We start from the raw sequence: 21319 nt of genomic DNA, 5'->3' as shown, positions 1-21319 counted from the left end.
CAGCCAGTACGTGCACAGTGTTTGCCACTTGACCTCCTGGCGCGGGGCATTGCGGCGGGCCGCATCGCGCCCGACAGCGTAGCGGAGCTTATGGAGCCCAGCGAATGGCTGCGGCACCCCGGCCCCAACCCATACTGGACTTACCGCACCCAGGGCGAAGCCGAAACGCCCGAAGACCACGCCGAAGCCTGGGTAGGGCTGCGCCGCAGCAATCAGCAGTCTTACTACGACCTCGTGTACAAAACCACGCACCGGTCGTGCATCAACCAAGTACGGGCCGACTTAAAGCGGGAATTTAAGCTTAAGGCCGAACCCGTTAACTGCGTGCAATGTGAGGGGGAACGACTAGTGGGCGACGGGTACACGGTAACCATCTTTCTTCAGAAAGAAGGCTACTCGACCAAGCGCACTACCTTTCCCTTCGTGCTGGTGCTACGCCGCACTACCTCGGGCGATAGTGGCAACGCCATGCCCCAAGTATCATCGCGAACTATTATCGAGCAATAAAGCTAGTGCCTACCAAGTAGGCTAGGCGCAATGCCTGAACACAAAAGCAGTTGATAGAGTGGCACTAATCGCCGCTCTGTCAGCTGCTTTTGTGTTAGCGCGTGCTAGCCGCCCCGCCATCACCTAGAGGATTCTGCGGTAGCCAACTAGCTGAGCGGCGTGCCCGCTCGCCAGCTTATCTAGGCTGCTAGTGCCTGCCTGGGTTTTAGGTGTACTTTTACCGCGCCAGATGTGCTGGCATCGTTGTTTCCCACCCTCACCGTTTACCCATGAAAGTCACCGTAGTTGGGGCTGGCAATGTGGGCGCTACCTGCGCCGATGTACTTGCTACCCGTGAAATTGCCAACGAAATAGTACTGGTTGATATCAAGGAAGGTATTGCCGAAGGCAAAGCGCTCGATATCTGGCAGAAAGCGCCCATCATCGGTTACGACTCGCGCACGGTGGGCGTCACCAACGACTACAGCCGCACGGCCGGCTCGGAAGTAGTAGTAATTACCTCAGGCCTGCCCCGCAAGCCTGGCATGAGCCGCGACGACCTTATCGCTACCAACGCCGGCATCGTGAAGTCGGTAACCGAGCAGGTAGTGGCGCACTCGCCCAATGCCATCATTATCGTGGTGAGCAACCCGCTCGACGTGATGACCTACCAGGCGCACCTCACCGCCAAGCTGCCCCGCGAAAAGGTGTTTGGCATGGCCGGCATCCTGGACACGGCTCGCTACCGCGCTTTCCTGGCCGAGGCCCTGAACGTGAGCCCCAAAGACATTCAGGCGGTCCTCATGGGTGGCCACGGCGACACCATGGTGCCCCTCCCCCGCTACACCACCGTGGGCGGCATCCCCGTCACTGAACTTATTGGTAAAGCGGAGCTAGATGCCATCGTGCAGCGCACCGCCGTAGGCGGCGGCGAGCTAGTAAAGCTCATGGGCACTTCGGCTTGGTACGCGCCCGGCGCGGCCGCCGCCCAAATGGTAGAAGCCATTGTGCGCGACCAGCGCCGCGTGTTCCCGGTGTGCCTAGAGCTGCAGGGCGAGTACGGCATCAATGGCGTGTACCTAGGTGCCCCGGTTATCCTGGGCAAGAATGGGGTGGAGCGCGTAATTGAATTGCAGCTCAACGACGAGGAGAAGGCGCTGCTCGAAACCTCGCGTGGCCACGTGAAAGAAGTAATGGACGCGCTCGACAAGATGGGCCAGCAGGCCTAGGTGTCTAGTTTGAAGTACTTTTTGAGCCGCCCCACTGTCAGTGGGGCGGCTTTTTAGTTGAGATGACTAGTAGCTAGTACCTTGCGTGCTCAATTTATTGCATGCACGTAATCCTTGTTGACACCAACCAAGAAGTAACAGACGCTTGGTCAACCGTATTTGCCGATGTGGCGCAGGTTACCGTTCGTCACGGCTCCATTTTTGACCACCCGGCCGACGCTTTAGTCAGCCCAGCCAACAGCTTTGGCTACATGAATGGCGGACTCGACTTCGCTATTTCTAAACACCTAGGGTGGCATTTAGAGAAAGAGTTACAGCGCCTCATTCGCGAAAAGTATTACGGAGAACTGCTAGTCGGCCAGGCCGAAATTCTGCCCACGGGCAGTGCGCTTTTCCCCTATCTGATTGCGGCGCCCACCATGCGCACGCCCATGACCATCACGCGTGGGCCGAATGTGTACCAGGCCATGAAAGCCATTCTGGCACTACTCCGCCACGGAAAACTAGCTACTGGTGAGCGCGTTAGCGAGCGCGTAAAGAGCGTAGCAATCTCGGGCCTAGGCACAGGCATTGGGCAAGTTCGGCCGCTGGTGTGCGCCCGCCAAATGCGTTTGGCCTGGGAGGATGTGATGCACGAGCAGTACGCGACCGAAAAAGGATGGGAACAGATGTGCGCCAATTACGCCTACTTCTACACGCACAACCACTCGGACATCAAATACGATATTCCGTAGCCTAGGTCACCTTTCGTTTTCTGGCGCCTAGGCTACCTTTGAAGCCTGCCCATGCCTGCTTCTCCTCACGCTACGCTTCTTATCCAAACGGCCTTTATTGGCGACGTTATCTTGGCCACGGCGCTGGTCGAGCACTTGCACCGCATGGCCCCGGCCACTCCGATAGACGTGCTGGTGCGGCGTGGCAATGAAGGCCTACTAGCCGGCCACCCGCACGTGCGGCAGGTATTGGTATGGGATAAAAAGCACCGGAAGTATCCCAACCTGCTGCGGTTGCTCCAGCAGATTCGGCAGACACGGTATGCGCGCGTGGTCACGATGCAGCGCTTCGCCAGCACAGGATTTCTCACAGCGTTTTCGGGTGCGCCCGAGCGAGTTGGGTTTGCCGAGAATCCGTTCAGCCGCTTTTTTACGCGGCGCGTGCCGCACGTTATTGGCGACGGCACGCACGAGGTGCAGCGCAACCTAGGGCTATTGACTGATGCCTCGCTGAGTACTGTCACTCCTAAACTGAGGCCAGCGCTCTACCCCACCCCTGCCGACGAAGCTGCCGCGGCGCCCTACGCCGCTGTGGGCGACTACCTGTGCTTAGCACCTACGTCAGTATGGTTTACCAAGCAGTACCCGCAGGAAAAATGGCTGGAATTGCTGGCGGCCTTGCCTGCGCACTTACCCGTGTACCTACTCGGCGGGCCGCCCGATACTGCTGCGTGCGAGCAGCTAGCCCAGGCGGCGGACCGGCCGGGTTTGGTCAACCTGTCGGGGAAACTGTCGCTGCTGGCGTCGGCGGCCCTCATGCGCGGCGCGGTGCTCAACTACGTCAACGATTCGGCACCCATGCACCTGAGCTCGGCGGTCGATGCGCCCGTGTGCGCCATTTTTTGCTCCACAGTGCCCGCGTTTGGGTTTGGGCCGCTTAGCTCGTTTGCACGCGTGGTCGAGCACCTAGGGCCGCTGGCGTGCCGGCCGTGCGGGCTGCACGGGCACGCCCGCTGCCCCCTAGGGCACTTCCGCTGCGCCCGCGAAATCGACACCGCGCAACTGCTGGCCGTGCTGGCCGAAGCGCAGGCGTGGCGCCAGCAACTGCTCACTAGCTAAGCGTGCCCTAGGTAGGTCGATTAGGCCGGGCTGCGGCGGCCGGTTACTTTTGGCGGTTACCTCGCCTTTCCTGATGACTTTTCGCTTTCGTACCACTGGCTCGGCTGGTTTGCTGGTGGGTTTGCTCGCCGCCGCTTGCCAACGCCCCCTTGCGCCCACAACTACTGCCCCCGCCCTTGCCGTCGAAACGGGTGTTTCGCAAACGCTGGCCGAGGCGCGCAAGCAGCTGCTGAGCCAGGTGGCCTATACCCTTGACTTGCGTATTCCTGCCCAAAAGGCAACGCCTATTACGGGCTCGGAAGTAGTGGCTTTCCATCTGAAAGACAACCGCCAGCCGCTCCAACTCGATTTTAAAGCTCCGGCCGACCACCTGCGTAGCGTGACGGTGAACGGTCGCCCAGTGTCCATAGACTACCGCAACGAGCACCTATTACTTCCAGCCCAGTCGCTGGTAGTAGGGCGCAATGAGGTGAAGATTGAGTTTGTGGCCGGCGACCAATCGCTCAATCGCAGCGACGACTACCTCTACACACTGCTCGTGCCCGACCGCGCCCGCACGGTGTTTCCGGTTTTCGACCAGCCCAATCTGAAGGCGACCCTTACCCTGTCGCTTCAGGTACCCCGCCAGTGGCAGGCCGTAGCCAATGGATTGCTGGCCGACTCTTCTGCCGCCACGCTCGACGGGCGCGTGCCAGGGTTTAAAGTGTATCACTTCGCGCCATCCGATTCTATCAGCACCTACTTGTTCTCGTTTGCGGCTGGCAAGTTTACGCCGGTGCACCGCGAGGTGGGCGGGCGGGCCATGAATTTCCTGCATCGCGAAACGGACTCGACTAAGATTCGGCTCAGTATGCCGGCTATTTTCCGGCTGCACGGCGAGGCGCTCAGCTTTTTGGAGAAGTACACGGGCATTCCTTATCCCTTTCAGAAGTTCGATTTCACGGCTATCCCCGACTTTCAGTACGGCGGCATGGAGCACGTGGGAAATATTGACTATAAGGCGTCTAGCTTATTTCTGGATGAGGGCGCGACCAAAGACCAACTGCTGGGGCGCCAAAACCTCATTGGCCACGAAACGGCCCACATGTGGTTTGGTGACCTCGTGACGATGCAGTGGTTCAACGATGTGTGGATGAAGGAGGTATTCGCCAACTTCATGGCCGACAAGATGAACCCCGAAGCGGCGGCCGGCCCGGCGCAGTTGCTCAAGTTTGTGACCGACCACTACCCCGCCGCCTACGCCGTAGACCGCACCGCTGGGGCTAACCCCATTCGGCAGCCGCTGGCCAATTTGCAGGATGCGGGTTCGCTCTACGGCAACATCATCTACCACAAGGCGCCCATCATGATGCGGCAGCTAGAGCGCCTGATGGGCGAAAAGCCCTTTCAGGCCGGCGTGCAAGAGTACTTGAAAAAGTACGCTCACGGCAATGCCACCTGGCCCGACCTCATCGCTATACTGGATGCCCACACGCCCGCTGACCTACAAGCTTGGAACCAGGTATGGGTGAATCAGCCCGGCCGGCCACTATTCAACTACCAGCTGCAACCAGCTACCGGCCAGCCCAAGCAACTCATTATTAACCAGCGCGCCGAAGATGGCTCCGACCGGGTGTGGCCCCAGCAGTTTGAGGTGACGCTCATGTACCCCAGCGGCCCCGTTGAGCTGACGGTGAATATGGACCAGCGCCAAGTAAGCGTACCACTGCCCGCCCAAAGCGCAGCGCCGAAGTACGTCCTATTTAACCCCAAGGGCCTAGGCTACGGTGTGTTTCCGGTAGCGCCGCAAGTAGCCGATAACCTAGCCATGCTGGCCGACCCGGTAGCCCGGGCCAGCACGTACATCGCGCTTTACGAGAATATGCTGAGCGGTCGAGGTCTAGCGCCGCGCCCGCTGCTCGACCGTTACCTAGGTCAGCTTGCACACGAAACGAACGACCTCAATATTAAGCTGCTTACCGGCCAGCTGAGCGATATTTTCTGGAAGTTCTTGTCGCCGGCTGAGCGCACTGACCTGGCGCCCGCGCTAGAGAAAGCGCTTTGGCAGGCCATGCTCGCCCAAAAGTTGCCGGGCGAGCAGAAGCTGTATTTCAAAGCTTATCAAAGCATTGCCCTGACCCCGGCTGCCAAAGCGCACCTCTACCAAATCTGGCAAGCGCAGAAGGCGCCCGCGCAAGTAAAGCTGACCGAGGACGACTACACCAGTCTGGCCCTGGCGCTGGCCGTGCGCGACTATGCCGCTTCGCAACCCATTCTATCGCAGCAATTAGCGCGCATTAAAAACGTAGACCGCCGCCAGCGCCTAGAGTTTATGATGCCCGCGCTCTCGCCCGAGGTGGCCGTGCGTGACCAGTTTTTTGCCTCGCTCAAAGACGAGAAAAACCGCGAAAAAGAAGCTTGGGTAACGGCCGCCCTAGGGTACCTGCACCACCCGCTACGCCAAGCCACGTCGGAGAAATACCTCCCGGCCAGCCTCGACCTGCTAGCCGAGATTCAAGCCACGGGCGACATCTTTTTCCCGGCTTCGTGGCTGCAGGCTACCTTAGGTAGCTACCGCTCGGCCACGGCGGCCCGTACGGTAGAAAGCTTCCTAGCGGCCCACCCGGCCACCAGCTACAATCCGCAGCTGCGCTTGAAGCTGCTGCAAGCGGCCGACGACTTATTTAGGGCGCAAAAGCTGTAGCACCACACTCTTGTCATGCTGGCGTAGGAACACCTTATCAGGTTAGAATCTTACGTTACGAGATGCCTCCTGCGTCAGCATGATGGGCGAGAAAGACACTTCTCGTAAATACTCCTAGAGTCCGCGTTACAGCACCGAACTTTGCTGCTTTATTTTGCTTATAGCATTAATGTTAGACTACGAAATTCACGAATACCCTAATGGTATTCGCTTGCTGCACAAACAGGTATTACATACCAAAATCGCGCACTGCGGCTTTTTGCTTGATATTGGCTCGCGCGATGAGAAAGACCACCAGCAGGGGCTGGCGCACTTCTGGGAGCACATGGCCTTTAAGGGCACGCACAAGCGCAAGTCATTTCACATCCTCAACCGCCTCGAAACCGTGGGCGGCGAGCTAAACGCTTATACTACTAAGGAGAAAATCTGCTTCTACGCCACGCTCCTGAGCACGCACTTCGAGCGGGCGTTTGAGTTGCTCACCGACCTCACGTTTAACTCCGTATTTCCCGGCCGCGAATTGGAGAAAGAGCGCGGCGTGATTTTGGAAGAAATGAGCATGTACCAGGACGCACCGGAAGATGCCATTATCGACGACTTCGACACGGTGGTGTTTGGGCGCCACCCGCTGGGCGTCAATATCCTAGGTACCCGCGAGAGCGTGAGCAGCTTCCAAAGCGAGGACTTTCACGCGTTTTACAACGAGAACGTGCGCACCGACCGGCTGATTTTCAGCTCGGTGAGCAATCTCCCGTTCAAAGAAGTAAAGCGCTTGGCTGATAAGCTGCTGGCCCCGCTGCCAGCCCGGCTGGGCCCACGCCCGCGCCTGCCCTTCGGCAACTACGAGCGCCAGAGCAAGGTCGAGTCGCGGCCCATCACGCAGGCGCACTGCTTGCTGGGCGGCCCGGCCTACCCGCTCACCGACCGGCGGCGCGTTCCGTTTTTCATGCTCAACAACATCCTAGGTGGGCCGGGTATGAATTCGCGCCTCAACTTGGCGGTGCGCGAAAAATATGGCCTCGTGTATACCATCGACAGCAGCTACTCGGCCTACACCGACACGGGGCTGTTTGGCGTTTACTTCGGCACTGAAGGCAAACAGCTCAACCGCACGCTGGGCTTGGTGCAGAAGGAGCTAAAGCTGCTACGCGAGAAAGAGCTGACCACTAGCCAGCTGCACGTGGCCAAAAACCAGCTCATGGGCCAGCTCGCCATGAGCGAGGAAAGTAATTCGGGTCTGATGCAGCTGCTCGGCAAGAGCACGCTCGACATAGGCCGCGTAGAGCCGCTGAGCGAAATCTTCGGCCGCATCGAGCGCATCACGGCTGCCGAGTTGCGCGAGCTAGCCAACGAAGTGCTAGCCGAGCCCAATTTGAGCCTGCTGCAATACGTGCCAGAAGGGAAGTAGCAATGACAGGGGCTCCAGTGTTTGGTCATGTAGGGTCAGCCCAGCCAGGCGACTTATTTCATTCTCGGCTTGAGCTTTCGCTGCTGGGGCAGCACCGGCCACGCCGAGCGGGCGTGTGCGCCACGGCGGCCCTAGGTGCTGAGAGTATCATCTTGGCCGACCAATACGAGGACGACGAGATTCACGAAGACTATTTCTGGTACGCAGGCCACGGCGCGCGCGACGCCAAAACTGGGCACCAGATAGCAGACCAAGACCTGAGTTACCGCAATCAGGGCTTAATTCGCAGCCAAGAAATAGGGCAGCCAGTACGCGTTTTCAGGCGCGTTGATGTGGCACCGGCTTTGTGGCAATTCCGCTATGAGGGGCTGTGGCGAGTAGTAGCGCACGAATACGTGCTAGGCAAATCAGACTTTAAAGTCTATCGCTTCCGACTCGAACCTTTCCGAAAGCGTGCAGCATAAACCTGTGCTGTCTAGGCAAGATGGTAGGGAAAAGCCTCTGCATTCAGAAAGCTGACTAATCAATCTTATAACCACTACCTAGGAGCTGGCTGTATCCTCCCGCAAGGACAGCTTGGCTTCTAGGTTGCGCGGTATACTTTCTTTTTTAATGACCGACGACCAAATCCAAGCCTACACCGACCAGCACTCCGAGCCCGAGCCGCCGCTGCTCTATCAGCTTTGGCGCGAAACCCACTTGCAGTTACTAATGCCGCGCATGGCCACCGGCCACTGGCAGGGCCGGCTGCTGAGCATGCTCTCGCACCTGATGCAGCCGCAGCGAGTACTGGAAATCGGTACTTTCACGGGCTATGCTACGCTGTGCTTGGCCGAGGGGCTGGCCCAGGGTGGGCACGTGCACACCATCGAAATCAACCCCGAGCGCGAGAGCCGCATTCGGCGCTACGTAGCGGCGGCGGGGCTTTCGGAGGCTATAACGCTATATATCGGCGATGCGCGCGATGTTTTGGCCGGGTTGGTCGGTGAAGTATGGGACTTAGTCTTTATTGACGCCGACAAGATTAACAATGGACGGTACTTTGAGCTGGTCGTGGACCAGGTGAGGCCGGGCGGGCTGCTCATCGTCGATAATGTACTGTGGGGCGGTAAGGCGCTGCCCGATTACCCCTTAAAAGCCAATGACCACGATACGCGAGCGGTACGCGCCTTCAACGACCTCGTGCAGCATGACCCGCGCGTGGTGCCCCTGCTGCTGCCCGTGCGCGACGGCCTGCTGCTGCTGCGCCGCCAATAAGTCAGTCCAACCTTTTGCCCGCGGCTGCGTCGTTAGCATTCGTAATTCCCTGAACCCTATGCGATTTTTACTCTTGGTGGGTGTGGCCTGGCTGCTGGCCTTTTCGGCGCAGGCCCAAAGTGCGGTGCGCGGCAAAGTCTTGGATGCTAAAGACCAGAGCCCGCTCATTGGGGCCAACGTGGTGCTGACGCACCTGCCCGACTCGGTAAAAACCGGCACGGCGGTGGGGGGCAACGGCTCGTTTCAGATTGATAATGTGGCAGTAGGGCGATACCTGCTCACGGTGTCATTTGTAGGCTACCGCGACCAGCGCCAAGCCCTGACCGTGCCCGCCGGCGGGCAGCCCATTGCCCTAGGTGACCTAGCGCTGCAAACTGGCGGCACAGTGCTCAAAACGGTGGAGGTATCTGGCCAGGCCGTGCAAGTACAGCGTGGCGACACGACCAGTATCAACGCTAAGGCCTTCAAAACTAACCCCGACGCTACGGCTGGCGACCTCATTACTAAGATGCCGGGTATTCAGACCGATGCCCAGGGCAAGACTCAGGCCCAGGGCGAGGCCGTGCAGCAGATATTGGTCGATGGCAAGCCGTTTTTTGGCACCGACCCCGACGCCGTCCTCAAAAACCTGCCCGCCGAGGCCATCGACAAGGTTGAGATTTTTGACCAGATGAGTGAGCAAAGCCGCTTCTCGGGCTTCAACGACGGCAATACCCAGAAAACACTCAATATCATCACCAAGCCGGCCTTCCGCAACGGGCAGTTTGGGCGGGCCGTGGGAGGTTTCGGGCCAGGGGCCCTAGGTGACAATGGCCCGTCGCGCTACCGTGCCAGCCTGAATCTCAACGACTTTCACGGCGACCGGCGCACTACGGTGTTGGCCCAAAGCAACAACGTGAATGAGCAAAATTTCAGCTCCGACGACCTCCTAGGGGTTATTGGTAACTCGGCCCAGGGCGGGCGCGGCGGCGGGGGCGGTAACAATGCCTCGGGCAACTTCCTGGTGAATCAAAACGGTGGCATTAACACCACCCACGCGGCGGGCCTCAACTACTCGAACGTGTGGAACAAAGCCACTGAGTTTTCGGGTAGCTACTTCTTCAACCGCTCCAATAACCAGCTCAACAGCAGCAACCTACGTCAGTACGTGCTGCCGGGCCGCGAGAATACAAGCTACAGTGCGGTTTCCCAATCGGGCAGCATCAACTACAACCACCGGGCAAACTTCCGCATCGACCATAAGATTGACTCGGCCACTTCTGTATTGTTTCGCCCCCGCATATCGTGGCAGCAAAACGATGCCAACCGCCTCTCGAATGGTATTACGGCCAGCGGCGGCCTCACCCAAAGCGAGATTGACAGCCGCTACTTGTCAAATAACCGGGGCATCAACCCCGGCGGTGACCTGCTGTTGCGCCGCCGCCTGCGCGGCCGGCCGGGGCGCACTATCTCGCTCAATATCAATGGGGCATACAATGACCGCACCGGCACCTCTATACTAACTACCCGGAGCGCGGCGGGCACTACCAGCACCAACCTCAACCAACAGTCGCTGCTGACCCAGAACAGCGGTAACATTGGCGGCAACCTAGCTTATACCCAGCCCATCGGGCAGCATGCCCAATTGCAGGCTAATTACTCGCTCAACTACGCCCCCAACAACTCGGATAAGCGCACTTACAACTTCGACGCTGGCGACCAGCAATACTCGCGCCTCGACACGGCCCTGAGCAACGTGTTTAATAATTACTACCTCAACCAGGGCGGCGGCCTGAGCTACCGCTACAACGTGCGTAAGCTACAAGCCTCGGTAGGTGCCACAGCCCAGGTAGCCCAGCTCCGCGGCGACCAGACATTTCCGACGCCTGGGCCAGTCAATTATACCTTCTGGAACGTGCTGCCCCAGGCCATGCTGATGTGGCGGCCCGACCGCGAGCATAACCTGCGCGTTTTTTACCGCACCAACACCAACGCGCCGGGCATCAACCAATTGCAGGCCGTCGTTAATAACTCTAACCCTCTGCAGCTTACCATCGGCAACCCGGCGCTGCGCCAGGAATACAGCCACTCGCTAGTGGGGCGCTACTCGGTGAGCAAAGCCGAGAAGTCGAGTAATTTCTTTGTGCTGCTTTCGGGCTCCTACACCCAAAACCCCATCTCGAACCGCACCCTAGTAGCGGCCCGCGATACCGTAGTGACGCCCACCGGCACCGACCAGCGCGTAGCCCTGCCGGCCGGCGCCCAGCTCACGCAGTCGACCAACCTGCAGCAGCAGTATTCGGTGCGCACCAACCTCAACTACGGCCGGCCGCTGCCCGCCATCAAGAGTAACCTTAACCTAAGCGGGGGCGTCAGCTTTTCGCAAAACCCTGGCCTCGTGAACCAAGGTCTCAATTACGCCCGCACGCCCTCGCTCACGGCCGGCGTGGTGCTCAGCAGCAACATCAGCGAGCGGCTTGACTTTACGTTGTCTTCGACCTCAGCGCAGAACTATGTGCGCAACACGCTCAGCCAGCAGTTGAATACTAATTACTTCAGCCAGGTATCGCGCCTGCGCCTGAGCTGGATAGTGGGGCCGGGCATCTCCTTCCAGACCGATGTAGCCCACCAAGTATACACTGGCCTGAGCACGAGCTACAACCAAAATTACCTGCTCTGGAATGCTTCGCTGGGCAAGAAGCTTTTCCCGGGTCAGCGCGGCGAAATCAAGCTCTACGCCTTTGATATTCTGAAGCAGAACCGCGCCATTCAGCGCAACGTGACGGAGGCGTACTACGAAGACGTGCAAACCACGGTACTGCAACGCTACCTGATGGTTATGTTCACCTATAACATCCGCTCGGCCAATATGACGACGCTGCCCACCGCCCCCGACGAGCGCGGCGAGCGCCGCGGCCGCGGTGGCTTCGATGGCCCGCCCGGTGGGGGGCGCCCCGGCGGCGGGGGCGGCTTTGGCGGCCCTCCTCGCGGCTAGGCTACCTAGGGCGGCTAGCGGGTGGCATCCTAGGTAAGCACCAAGGAGACAACCACATACCACACCCCAAAAAGGAAGTGCTACCGCGCTTCCTTTTTTGCGTATAGCCGGGCACTCTCTTTTCGTACCGGCCTCTACTCCCTACCAGCTATTTCTACGTCTTCTCAATTCCGTGGCTTTTGCTGTAACTTGCCGGTTCCTGCGAGGGGAAACACTGGCTGGCTTACTCTTATGAAGAAACTGCTTCCGGCACTGCTGCTGGGGCTAGCGAGCCGCTCGGCGGTCGCTTTCCCTAGCACGACTCCACCTACTGTACCGACGGCCATCGACGCGATGGGCTTGCACCTGACCCTCGACTACGAAGCCCGCCAGCTCGTGCAAGCCAAGGTCAACAGCCTCTGCCGCCACCAGGCCTCGCTGGAAGCCCGCATTGCCCTGGCCGAATCGGCCTTTCCGCTCATCGACCAGGTGCTGGCCGAGGAAGGCGTACCGGCCGATTTTCGGTATCTGGCTTTGCAGGAGAGTGCCCTGCAGGGCAATGCCGAAAGCAACCACGGCGCCGTGGGTTACTGGCAGTTTAAGCGCGAAACGGCCCTCGACTATGGCCTGACCATAGACCGCAGCGTAGACGAGCGCCGCCACCTCACGGCCAGCACCCGCGCCGCCGCCCGCTACCTCACGCGCAGCAACGCCACACTGCATAACTGGGTCAATACGCTGCTGAGCTACAACCTGGGCCTAGGTGGCGTGCAACCCTATACCCGCCCCTCCGACGCCAACGCGGCGCAGATGACCATCACGGCCAGTAGCAGCATCTACATTCTAGATTTCCTGGCGCAGAAAGTGGTGTTTGAGCCCGCGTGTGCGCAGCACACCGTAGCCTTTGTGCCCTGGCGCGAGGTGCCCGCTACCCCCGGCCTGACGCTGGCCCAACAGGCGGCCTCTTTTTCGGTTGACCCCACCGCCGTGGCTCGCCTCAACCCTTGGCTACTGACCTCAAAGGTGCCCCAGAATGGCCGCACCTATACGTTGCTCGTGCCCCTGGCCGGTGCGGCTCCGCTGGCAGGCAGCCCCGTACCACGCCGGCCAGCCGCTCCTGCGGTAGCTGCCGCACCAGTGGCTAGCTCTTACTTGAACATCAACGGCTTGCGGGCGCTGATTGCGCAGCCCGGCGATACGCCCGCTTCGCTAGCGGCGCGCGGCGGGGCCAGCACAGGCTTTTTTATGAAAGTAAACGAGCTGAGCCGCAATGAGCTGCTGATTCCGGGAGCTCCTTACTTTTTTGAGCGCAAGCGCGAGTCTGCCGAGCAGGAATACCACATTGTGCGCCCTGGCCAAAGCCTCACAGCCATTGCTCAGCACTTCGGGGTGTTGCGCCACGCCCTGATGGCCTACAACCACCTACACCCTGGCGAGGCTCCGCAGCCGGGCCTGGTATTGTGGCTCAGCCATGTGCGCCCCCGCAACGTTGCGGCCGAGTACCGCGCCATACCCGGTAGCCGCCCCGTAGTGGCCCAGCGGGCACCCACGCCCCCTCCCCCGCCCGCCCCAGCAGCAGACGAAGCAGCTGATGAAGAAGAGCTAGCGACCATCAACGAGTTGCCTACTGAGGTACCGGGCGCACCCGTCTTAGACTTGCCTACTGCCCGCACTACCCAAGTGTCCGTGGCCATGCCTACCAGCCGCCCCGTGGTAGTGCCCGTAGCGGTGCGGCAGCGGCCCGCGGCAGCGCCAGCAGCTGCCCCCGCGCCTCTGGCGAGCAGCGCACCCGCAGGCGGCACCTACACCGTGGCCCCGCGCGAAACCCTATATGCGCTGGCTCGCCGCCTAGGGGTGCGTCCCGCCGAGCTAGCCGCTTGGAATAACATGCCCCCAACTGCGGCACTTCAGGTAGGGCAGGTTATCCGCCTCAGCGCACCTGCCCAGCCACAGTACTTGGTGGCCCGCACCACTACGCACACGGTGGCCCAGGGCGATACCTTCTTCAGTATCTCGCGGCGCTATGGCTGCACGGTAGCTGAGCTCCAAGCCAGCAATGGCAAGGCCGAGCCCACGCTCCGCCTCGGCGAAGTTATTCGGGTGCCCACACACTAGGCAGGCCTGCCTATTGTGTGGCTTCCTAGGTTGGGTTTGGGGCTTGAGGGGCAGCCGCATCGTGCGCTTGCTGCTCCAGTAACCAGGCGCGAGCAGCCGGCTCATTATCAAAGAAGACCGGGTAAAATCCGGTGGCATTAACCCGTGCCAGCATAGCGGTAGTCACGGCATCGGCTACGTGCGGCTGGTGCTGGGTCGTTACCCAGCACGCCGCGTACACGGGCCCACCTAGGCGCTGCGTAGCTAGGGGTGCATACGTTTCGCTGAGCCAACTCATAAAAGTGGCGGCAGGCCAAATACGCAGGCGCAAATCGAGGTGCCAAAACCGGCAGCGCCCCTGGGCTTCTGCCTCCTGCAGCAGATGATAGTACGAGTCTATCAGGTTTGCCGTCAGCAGAGGCCGGGCCCAGGCAGCTCGCAGAATGCCCGAGCTAGGCTCTACGATAATAGTGAGGTTGTCATTGGTATACTTGGGCACGGGAAAGAAAAGTAGTGCGGAAGCTAAGTAGATATGTGCCAGGCTGAACGCAGAAATCAAATCCCGTATTTTCTTTCCCTCCCTTTTTCGGCGCCAGTAAAGGCCTTCTATACGGCAAAGGCCCGCATCAGTATACCTGATACGGGCCCGCTAATATAAATTATTTAATAATAAAAATGACTATAGCTGACTCAGCGACACGGCGCGATAAGCTGCGCCACGCCCCACGGCAGCCTTCAAGTCATCTTGCAAAGCCCGGCTGCTGAGGCGCTTAGGATGCGGGTCGAGAATGGTACCGTCCTCTGCCAGCAACACGGCCGAGGGCAGTTTATTGAGGCCGTAGGCTTGCTTAATAGCAGCTTGGCGATTGGGCGGCACGTAAGCATGCAGTCCCGGCAAAGGAGCCGTAGGCTGCTCCACCGTTTTTTGCCAGGTGTCAAATTGCTCATCGAGCGCTACGGCCAGTATCACTACCGGCTGCCCCTTAAGAGCTTCAGTTACTTGCTTAAAATAAGGCAGCTCGTGCTGGCTGGCCGGAAAGCGGGTATCCCAGAACATTAAATACACCAGCTTGCCCTCGAAGTCGGCCAGGCGGAGCGAGTCGCCGGCGGCTGTGCACAGGGGCAGCGCCGGAGCACGGGTGCCAATGGCCAGCGCGGCGTTGGCTACCTGGGCAGCGCGCAGTTGCTCTACCCAGCGGCGGGGCGCTTGGGCCGTGGCCTCGTAGTCGGCAAGCAAGGCTTTAGCGTGGGCAATGTGCCCAAAGCGAAACGTTTCGAGCAGTATCCTTCCTAGCACAATGGGGCGCATGGGCCCTTGCAGCACTTGGCCCGCCACTTGGTAGCAGGCTGGGTAGTAGTCGGGGTCAGTAGGCTGGTGCCCGGAGTTCCGGGTCTGGTAGTGCACGTAGTTCAGCAAGAACTCCTGGTAGTGCTGGCTGCTGACAACCTTCTCATTGCCGGGCACTACCGCATGGTCGCGCAGAAAGTCGTAGTACGAAGGTGATACCGTGAGGCGCTGCTGGTCACCCGCCGTTTGCTCGCGCAAGTCTACGTAGGTCAGCCGGTCGTTGGCGTAGGCGTAGTTTATTTCGTCTTGCGCATAGGCCTCAAAAGCGGGTGTCAGTGCTCCCCGCCGATTGGCCTGCTTAAACAAAGACAGCTCGTGGCTGCGGCGATAGTCTAGGAACGCTAAGAAGGCCTTTTCCAACAGGTTGATATTGTCGGGCAAGACCTGGTAAGCTTCGTTGTCGCTGTATTTGCTTTCTATCTCGCGCAGATAGTTGTTAGCGTTAGCCGCTTTCTTGTCGGGGTTGCCCGAGGCGGGTGTAAAGCGGCGCGAGGCAGCTACATTGTCGGCGTTAAAATTGATAGCCAGCGCCTGACCTGGCTCAAGGAACATGGGGGCTTCCTCGCCTTCGTAGGTGAGCTGCACTAGTGTCGGGCTCGTAATGGGCACGCGCACCTTAAAATTGCCTTGGGCATTGGTGTGCGCCCGTACTACCTGCTCGCGGGCATCGAAGGGCTGTGCCGTCCAGCTAATGCTGATGGTGCTGCCAATGTCGTTATCGACATGCCCGCTAAGCTCGACGCCGGCCTGTGCCTGCACCAAGCGAGCCGCCAGCAAGAAAGCACCCACCAACACATGTTTTTGGTAATTCATACGGTCAAATATACCCAATTGTAGCTAGAATAGTATTTTAACCTCATACGTCTGGACTGCACCGCGGTTGGGCTATCCCGCGCCTTTCTGTTATTCCGACCCTGCTCTGGCCTTTATTCCAAAAATTGTTGCCAGCTTTGCGCTTCTTAATCAACTCGTATTTCTCCTAGGAGATTCCCCTCCATGTCGCAGCACAAAGAAATTAAGCTAGTTACCACTCACCAAATGCTTGCTATGAAGCAGCGCGGCGAAAAAATTTCGATGCTGACAGCCTACGATTATTCTATGGCCCAGATACTCGATGGCGCAGGTGTCGACGTGCTGCTGGTAGGCGACTCAGCTTCTAACGTAATGGCGGGCCACGAAACTACCTTACCCATCACGCTCGACCAGATGATTTACCACGCCCAGAGCGTGGTGCGCGGCGTGAAACGGGCTTTCGTAGTAGTAGACCTCCCGTTTGGTTCGTACCAAGGCAACTCGTCGGAGGCATTGCGCTCGGCCATTCGCATTATGAAGGAAAGTGGCGCCCATGGCCTCAAGCTCGAAGGCGGCGCCGAGATTAAGGAAAGCATCACGCGCATCCTTACGGCCGGCATTCCGGTTATGGGCCACCTAGGGCTCACTCCGCAGAGCATCTACAAGTTTGGCACCTACAGCGTGCGTGCTAAAGAAGAAGCTGAGGCCCAAAAGCTTATCGAAGACGCGCACTTACTTCAGGAAATCGGCTGCTTTAGCTTGGTGCTAGAGAAAATTCCAGCTGCCCTGGCCAAGCGCGTGGCGGCCGAGCTCACCATCCCGGTTATTGGTATCGGGGCGGGTCCCGATGTGGATGGCCAGGTGCTGGTGGTGCACGACGTGCTCGGCATCACTAAAGAGTTTAAGCCCCGCTTCCTGCGGCGCTACGCCGAGCTGCACGATATCATGACCGATGCCGTGCGGCATTACGTGGCCGATGTAAAAAGCCGCGACTTTCCGACTCAGGAGGAGGGCTATTAGTGTAAATAGTATAGCGCTATCAAAATAAAAGAAAAGCTGAATTGATAATTCAGCTTTTCTTTTATTTCTTTGCTTTGAAAAACAAAGTTCTTTTCAACCTTATAACTTCATGCAGCCCCAACCTCCTACCCTGCTCACGCGCGCCAGTGATTGGGCTCGCAACTCGGTCACGCTGAAGCTATTTAGCATCGGCATTCTACTGCTACTCTTGCTCATTCCGAGCAGCATGGTTGAGAGCCTCATTACCGAGCGGGCGGGCAACCGCGACGCGGCCACTGAGGAAATAAGCGCGCAGTGGGGCGGAGCACAGTTGCTACTGGGCCCGGTGCTGGTGCTGCCCTACACAGCCGTCGAAACCTTAGGTACCGACGATAAGCGCCCCACCGAGGTAACGCGCTACCTCTGCCTGCTGCCCGACACGCTCAGCAGCACCGGCACCCTAGAGCCTGAGCGGCGGCACCGGGGCATCTACGAAGCCGTGGTGTACCGGGCCAAGATGCGGGTGCAGGGCGTGTTTCAGGCCCCGCCGCTGGCCGACCTAGGGGTGGCACCGGGGGCTGTGCGGTGGTCAGAGGCCTTTGTAGCGCTCGGCTTGTCCGACCTCAAAGGCATCCGTAGCGGCCTGCGCCTGCGCTGGGATGAGCAACCGCGCACCTTCGAGCCCGGCCTACCCAACAGCGACGTGCTACCCCGCGGCTCGGCGCCCACAGTGAGCACGCAGGTGAGCACCGTGGTGCAAGAGCGTACACGCTATTCCAAATTTGAAGCGAGTGAAGAAGGCACTATGCCTGGCGCAGCGGCCAATGGCCTCAATGCCCTCGTGCCAGTACCCAACGAAAAAGTACTTACCCAGCGCCATACCTTCACGTTCGAACTCGACCTAAATGGCAGCACCGGCCTGCTGCAAGCCCCGCTGGGCCGCCAAACTACCTTGCACCTCAGTGCGCCCTGGGCCGACCCCAGCTTTATCGGGGCTTTCTTGCCCGTGCAGCGCACGGTAGGCGGGCAGCAGTTCACCGCCGACTGGCGGGTATTTCACCTCAACCGCAACTACCCGCAGCACTGGCGCACTAGCGAAGCCCGCCCCGATGTGGACGCCTCGACCTTTGGCGTGCGCCTGCTAGTGCCGGTAAACGAGTATCAGAAAACCATGCGCGCAGCCAAATATGCACTGCTGCCGCTGGCACTTACGTTTTTGGTGTTCTTCTTTGTCGAGATTTTAAATCGGCGGCGCATTCACCCTTTCCAATACCTGCTGGTGGGGCTTGCGCTGGTCATCTTCTACGTGCTGCTGCTGGCCTTATCCGAGCACCTGCCATTCAATGCTGCTTATGGCGTGTCGGCGCTCACCATCGTGGGGCTAGTAACGGCCTACGCGGCGGCCAGCTTTCGGCAGCGGCAGCCCACTGCGGCCACGGCTGGGGTGCTGGCGCTGGTATACGGCTTCGTATTTGTGGTGCTGCAACTGCAGGATTATGCCCTGCTAGTGGGCAGCATCGGGCTAGTGACGGTGCTGGCAGTAGTCATGTTCTTGTCGCGTAACATCAACTGGTACAGCCCCGCCGAAGACCCGGTGCCGGCTGCGGAGTAGCCAGGGGCACGCGGCTACCGGCCCGGTGCTAGTGCCGGGCCGGGCAAAACCTAGGCACCTAGGTGGGTTCATTCGGTCGGCTCGCTTACCTTTGCTCGCAGCGGCAGGGGCCCCCACTAGCTGACTAGTTTTGAGTGCGGCCTGCTAACGTGCCTGTGGCTCTTGGGGCCCGGCGTTACCCTTGCTGCCTCCGCTTAGCCCGCCGTATCCCGACGTGAACCGCCCCAATCTCTGGTCCGAACAGAAGGAAATTCTGTTTGAAGACAATCATTTGCTCGTCATTAATAAGCCCGCCGGCATCCTGGTGCAAGGCGACGAAACCGGCGACGAGCCCCTTTCTAACAAAGCCGCTGAGTACTTGAAATTCAAGTACAAAAAGCCGGGCGCCGCCTTCGTGGGGGTATGCCACCGCATCGACCGACCGGTATCAGGCATCGTCATTCTGGCCAAAACCAGCAAAGCCCTGAGTCGCCTCAACGAGATGTTTCGTGACAACCAAGTCAAGAAAACCTACTGGGCGCTCACGGGCAAGTTGCCGGTGCCCGAGCAAGGCATGCTGGTGCATTGGCTGGTAAAGGATACCATTCGTAACGTGACCAAGGCTTACCCGGAGCGCCATACCCAAGGCCAGCGCTCGGAGCTAAGCTACGAGCTCCTAGGTCCTGCTGCCAATCGCTATTTGCTGCAAGTCAACCCAGTAACGGGCCGGCCGCACCAAATTCGGGTGCAGCTCTCGACCGGCCTAGGTACTCCCATCGTGGGCGACGTGAAGTATGGCTTCCTCAACCCGCTACCCGATGTCAGCATTGCGCTACACGCCCGGCAGCTCGAAATTCAACACCCTGTCACGAAGGAAGCGCTCAAATTTGTGGCCCCGCTGCCCGATGCGCCGCACTGGGATGCCGCGCGGGAGTTTTATAAGGTCTAACTAGTATAAACGGCAAGTGGGCGCAAGGCTCTCCGCATAGCTATGCGGAGAGCCTTGCGCCCACTTGCCGTTTACGCTCACTACAGGTTGCCGTGTAACATTATGGCATTGTGATGCAGCGCAGAATACCGGCCAAACTCAGGCTGTAATTTTGTATTACTGATGAACTAAGCCTGCCGCGAATGGCTTCTGCGGGCGACGCTCCTCCCACGTTTACAATTTTACTGAATGGCCATCCTGGTTTTTTTCGTTGCCCACTACTACCTGTCGCTGTTCACGCAGACGTTTTACCTGCACCGCTATGCGGCGCATAAAATGTTTACGATGAACAAGTTCTGGGAGAAGTTTTTCTTCCTATTCACGTATATCTGCCAGGGCAGCTCCTTCTTGTCGCCGCGGGCCTATGCGCTGCTGCACCGCATGCACCATGCCTACTCCGACACGGAGCTGGACCCGCACTCGCCGCTGTTTTCAAACAACGCGTTTGACATGATGTGGAAGACCAAAAACATCTACAACGACGTGCTTCATAACAAATATGAGTTGGCAGAGCGCTTTGAGGGTGACTACCCTGTGTGGCAAGCAATAGAAAACTTTGGCGACAAGTGGTATTCGCGCCTTGGCTGGGGCACAGCTTATGTACTGTTTTACATCAACTTCGCTACGGCGTGGTGGCAATATCTGCTACTGCCGATTCACTTCTTGATGGGCCCGATTCACGGCGCTATCGTGAACTGGGGCGGCCACAAGTACGGCTACCAAAACTTCGACAACCACGACCACTCGAAGAACACGCTGGCCATGGACTTCCTGGCCTTTGGTGAGCTGTTTCAGAACAACCACCACAAACTACCCATGCGCGTCAACTTCGGCGTGAAATGGTGGGAGTTTGACCCGACTTACATGGCTATCTGGACCCTAGATAAAGCCCGCATTATCAAGATTAAGCGTAAGAACGTGCAGCCCAAGCAGCGCGTTAGCAAGATGGCCAAAGCCGCCTAGGTATCCAATCTCCATCAGCAAAAGGCCGAAGTTTCGCTTCGGCCTTTTTTATTGGCTTGGTTCTCCGTACCTTTGCGGCCCCAAACCGGGAAATAAATTTCACCCAGACGCACGAGTTGCGTCGCATAACCACCAAGGTTTATGGCAGTTAAAATCCGCCTCGCCCGCCGTGGCCGTAAAAAGGCCGCGACTTACGACATCGTAGTAGCCGACGCCCGCGCTCCCCGCGATGGCCGCTTCATCGAGAAGCTCGGTACCTACAACCCCAACACCAACCCCGCTACCATCAACTACGACGGCGACCGCGCCTTCTACTGGGTGATGAACGGTGCACAGCCTACCGAAACGGTACGCGCTATGCTTGCTTACCGCGGTGTATTGCTGCGTCGTCACCTCCAGCTTGGCGTTACCAAAGGTGCGCTGACCCAAGAAGTGGCCGACCAGCGCTTCCAGCAGTGGCTGAGCGAGAAAGACGCTAAAATCGAAGCCAAGAAGACTGGCCTCGTTGACACTAAGGCTACGGCCCGCGCTACTGCTCTGGCCGCCGAAACCAAAGTAAAAGAGGCTCGCGCCGCTGCCCTGGCTGAGAAGCAAGCCGCTGCCCTAGCCGCTGCTGCTCCGGCTGCCGCCGAAGGCGAAGCTACTGAAGGCTCGACGGAGACTGCCGAAACTTCGGCTGAAGCCGCTGCTTAGTTT

Annotated in this window: 17 protein-coding genes; 15 read left to right on the top strand and 2 right to left on the bottom strand. The window is 59.0% G+C overall.

Features of this window, described 5'->3' with window-relative positions; all coding sequences use genetic code 11:
- Positions 1–21: 21 nt before the first annotated feature.
- From JAO77_RS04405 to JAO77_RS04360, 10 genes are all read left to right on the top strand, one after another.
- Positions 22–507, top strand: coding sequence for a hypothetical protein (locus JAO77_RS04405; RefSeq protein ID WP_198989081.1), 486 nt, complete (start codon positions 22–24; stop codon positions 505–507).
- 269 nt (positions 508–776) lie between these two features.
- Entirely contained in the window at positions 777–1715 is a 939-nt protein-coding gene (mdh, locus tag JAO77_RS04400) for a malate dehydrogenase (RefSeq protein WP_198989080.1), read from the top strand.
- Positions 1716–1816: 101 nt separating this feature from the next.
- Positions 1817–2449 carry a macro domain-containing protein gene (locus JAO77_RS04395; RefSeq protein ID WP_198989079.1) on the top strand — a complete coding sequence of 211 codons (633 nt, stop codon included), beginning with the start codon at positions 1817–1819 and terminating at the stop codon, positions 2447–2449.
- Positions 2450–2500: 51 nt separating this feature from the next.
- Positions 2501–3547 carry a glycosyltransferase family 9 protein gene (locus JAO77_RS04390; RefSeq protein WP_198989078.1) on the top strand — a complete coding sequence of 349 codons (1047 nt, stop codon included), beginning with the start codon at positions 2501–2503 and terminating at the stop codon, positions 3545–3547.
- A gap of 73 nt (positions 3548–3620) precedes the next feature.
- Positions 3621–6230 (top strand): M1 family aminopeptidase, encoded by a 2610-nt coding sequence (locus JAO77_RS04385; RefSeq protein WP_198989077.1) that lies wholly within the window; start codon positions 3621–3623, stop codon positions 6228–6230.
- A 169-nt stretch (positions 6231–6399) separates the two neighbouring features.
- Positions 6400–7638, top strand: a complete 1239-nt coding sequence (locus JAO77_RS04380) for a M16 family metallopeptidase (protein ID WP_198989076.1) — start codon at positions 6400–6402, stop codon at positions 7636–7638.
- A 2-nt stretch (positions 7639–7640) separates the two neighbouring features.
- Complete coding sequence (locus JAO77_RS04375) at positions 7641–8102, top strand: YDG/SRA domain-containing protein (protein WP_198989075.1); 462 nt, start codon at positions 7641–7643, stop codon at positions 8100–8102.
- Positions 8103–8250: 148 nt separating this feature from the next.
- Positions 8251–8895, top strand: coding sequence for an O-methyltransferase (locus JAO77_RS04370; protein ID WP_198989074.1), 645 nt, complete (start codon positions 8251–8253; stop codon positions 8893–8895).
- Between the two features lie 58 nt (positions 8896–8953).
- Positions 8954–11869, top strand: coding sequence for an outer membrane beta-barrel protein (locus tag JAO77_RS04365; protein ID WP_198989073.1), 2916 nt, complete (start codon positions 8954–8956; stop codon positions 11867–11869).
- A 231-nt stretch (positions 11870–12100) separates the two neighbouring features.
- Positions 12101–13963 carry a lytic transglycosylase domain-containing protein gene (locus JAO77_RS04360; RefSeq protein WP_198989072.1) on the top strand — a complete coding sequence of 621 codons (1863 nt, stop codon included), beginning with the start codon at positions 12101–12103 and terminating at the stop codon, positions 13961–13963.
- 25 nt (positions 13964–13988) lie between these two features.
- Here JAO77_RS04360 and JAO77_RS04355 read toward each other — a convergent pair whose 3' ends face one another.
- Together JAO77_RS04355 and JAO77_RS04350 are read right to left on the bottom strand one after the other, a co-directional pair.
- Positions 13989–14441: a hypothetical protein gene (locus tag JAO77_RS04355; protein ID WP_198989071.1), complete on the bottom strand. Its 453-nt coding sequence runs from the start codon at positions 14439–14441 to the stop codon at positions 13989–13991.
- Between the two features lie 180 nt (positions 14442–14621).
- Positions 14622–16103 (bottom strand): TlpA family protein disulfide reductase, encoded by a 1482-nt coding sequence (locus tag JAO77_RS04350; RefSeq protein WP_198989070.1) that lies wholly within the window; start codon positions 16101–16103, stop codon positions 14622–14624.
- Positions 16104–16286: 183 nt separating this feature from the next.
- On the opposite strand from JAO77_RS04350, the gene panB reads away from it, so the two are divergent.
- The 5 genes from panB to JAO77_RS04325 all read left to right on the top strand — a co-directional run bounded on the left by panB (position 16287) and on the right by JAO77_RS04325 (position 21316).
- Positions 16287–17102 (top strand): 3-methyl-2-oxobutanoate hydroxymethyltransferase, encoded by an 816-nt coding sequence (gene panB / locus JAO77_RS04345; protein ID WP_198989069.1) that lies wholly within the window; start codon positions 16287–16289, stop codon positions 17100–17102.
- Positions 17103–17211: 109 nt separating this feature from the next.
- Positions 17212–18693 carry a cell envelope integrity protein CreD gene (gene creD / locus JAO77_RS04340; protein ID WP_198989068.1) on the top strand — a complete coding sequence of 494 codons (1482 nt, stop codon included), beginning with the start codon at positions 17212–17214 and terminating at the stop codon, positions 18691–18693.
- 181 nt (positions 18694–18874) lie between these two features.
- Positions 18875–19621 (top strand): RluA family pseudouridine synthase, encoded by a 747-nt coding sequence (locus JAO77_RS04335; protein ID WP_235998205.1) that lies wholly within the window; start codon positions 18875–18877, stop codon positions 19619–19621.
- A gap of 228 nt (positions 19622–19849) precedes the next feature.
- Entirely contained in the window at positions 19850–20623 is a 774-nt protein-coding gene (locus JAO77_RS04330; protein WP_198989067.1) for an acyl-CoA desaturase, read from the top strand.
- A gap of 141 nt (positions 20624–20764) precedes the next feature.
- Positions 20765–21316 (top strand): 30S ribosomal protein S16, encoded by a 552-nt coding sequence (locus JAO77_RS04325; RefSeq protein ID WP_198989066.1) that lies wholly within the window; start codon positions 20765–20767, stop codon positions 21314–21316.
- Positions 21317–21319 lie beyond the last annotated feature (3 nt).

The sequence above is a fragment of the Hymenobacter sp. BT559 genome, from assembly GCF_016427535.1.
Lineage (GTDB): Bacteria > Bacteroidota > Bacteroidia > Cytophagales > Hymenobacteraceae > Hymenobacter.
The sequence above is the reverse complement of the archived record's forward strand: the minus strand, read 5'-3'. Positions and strand labels throughout refer to the sequence as shown.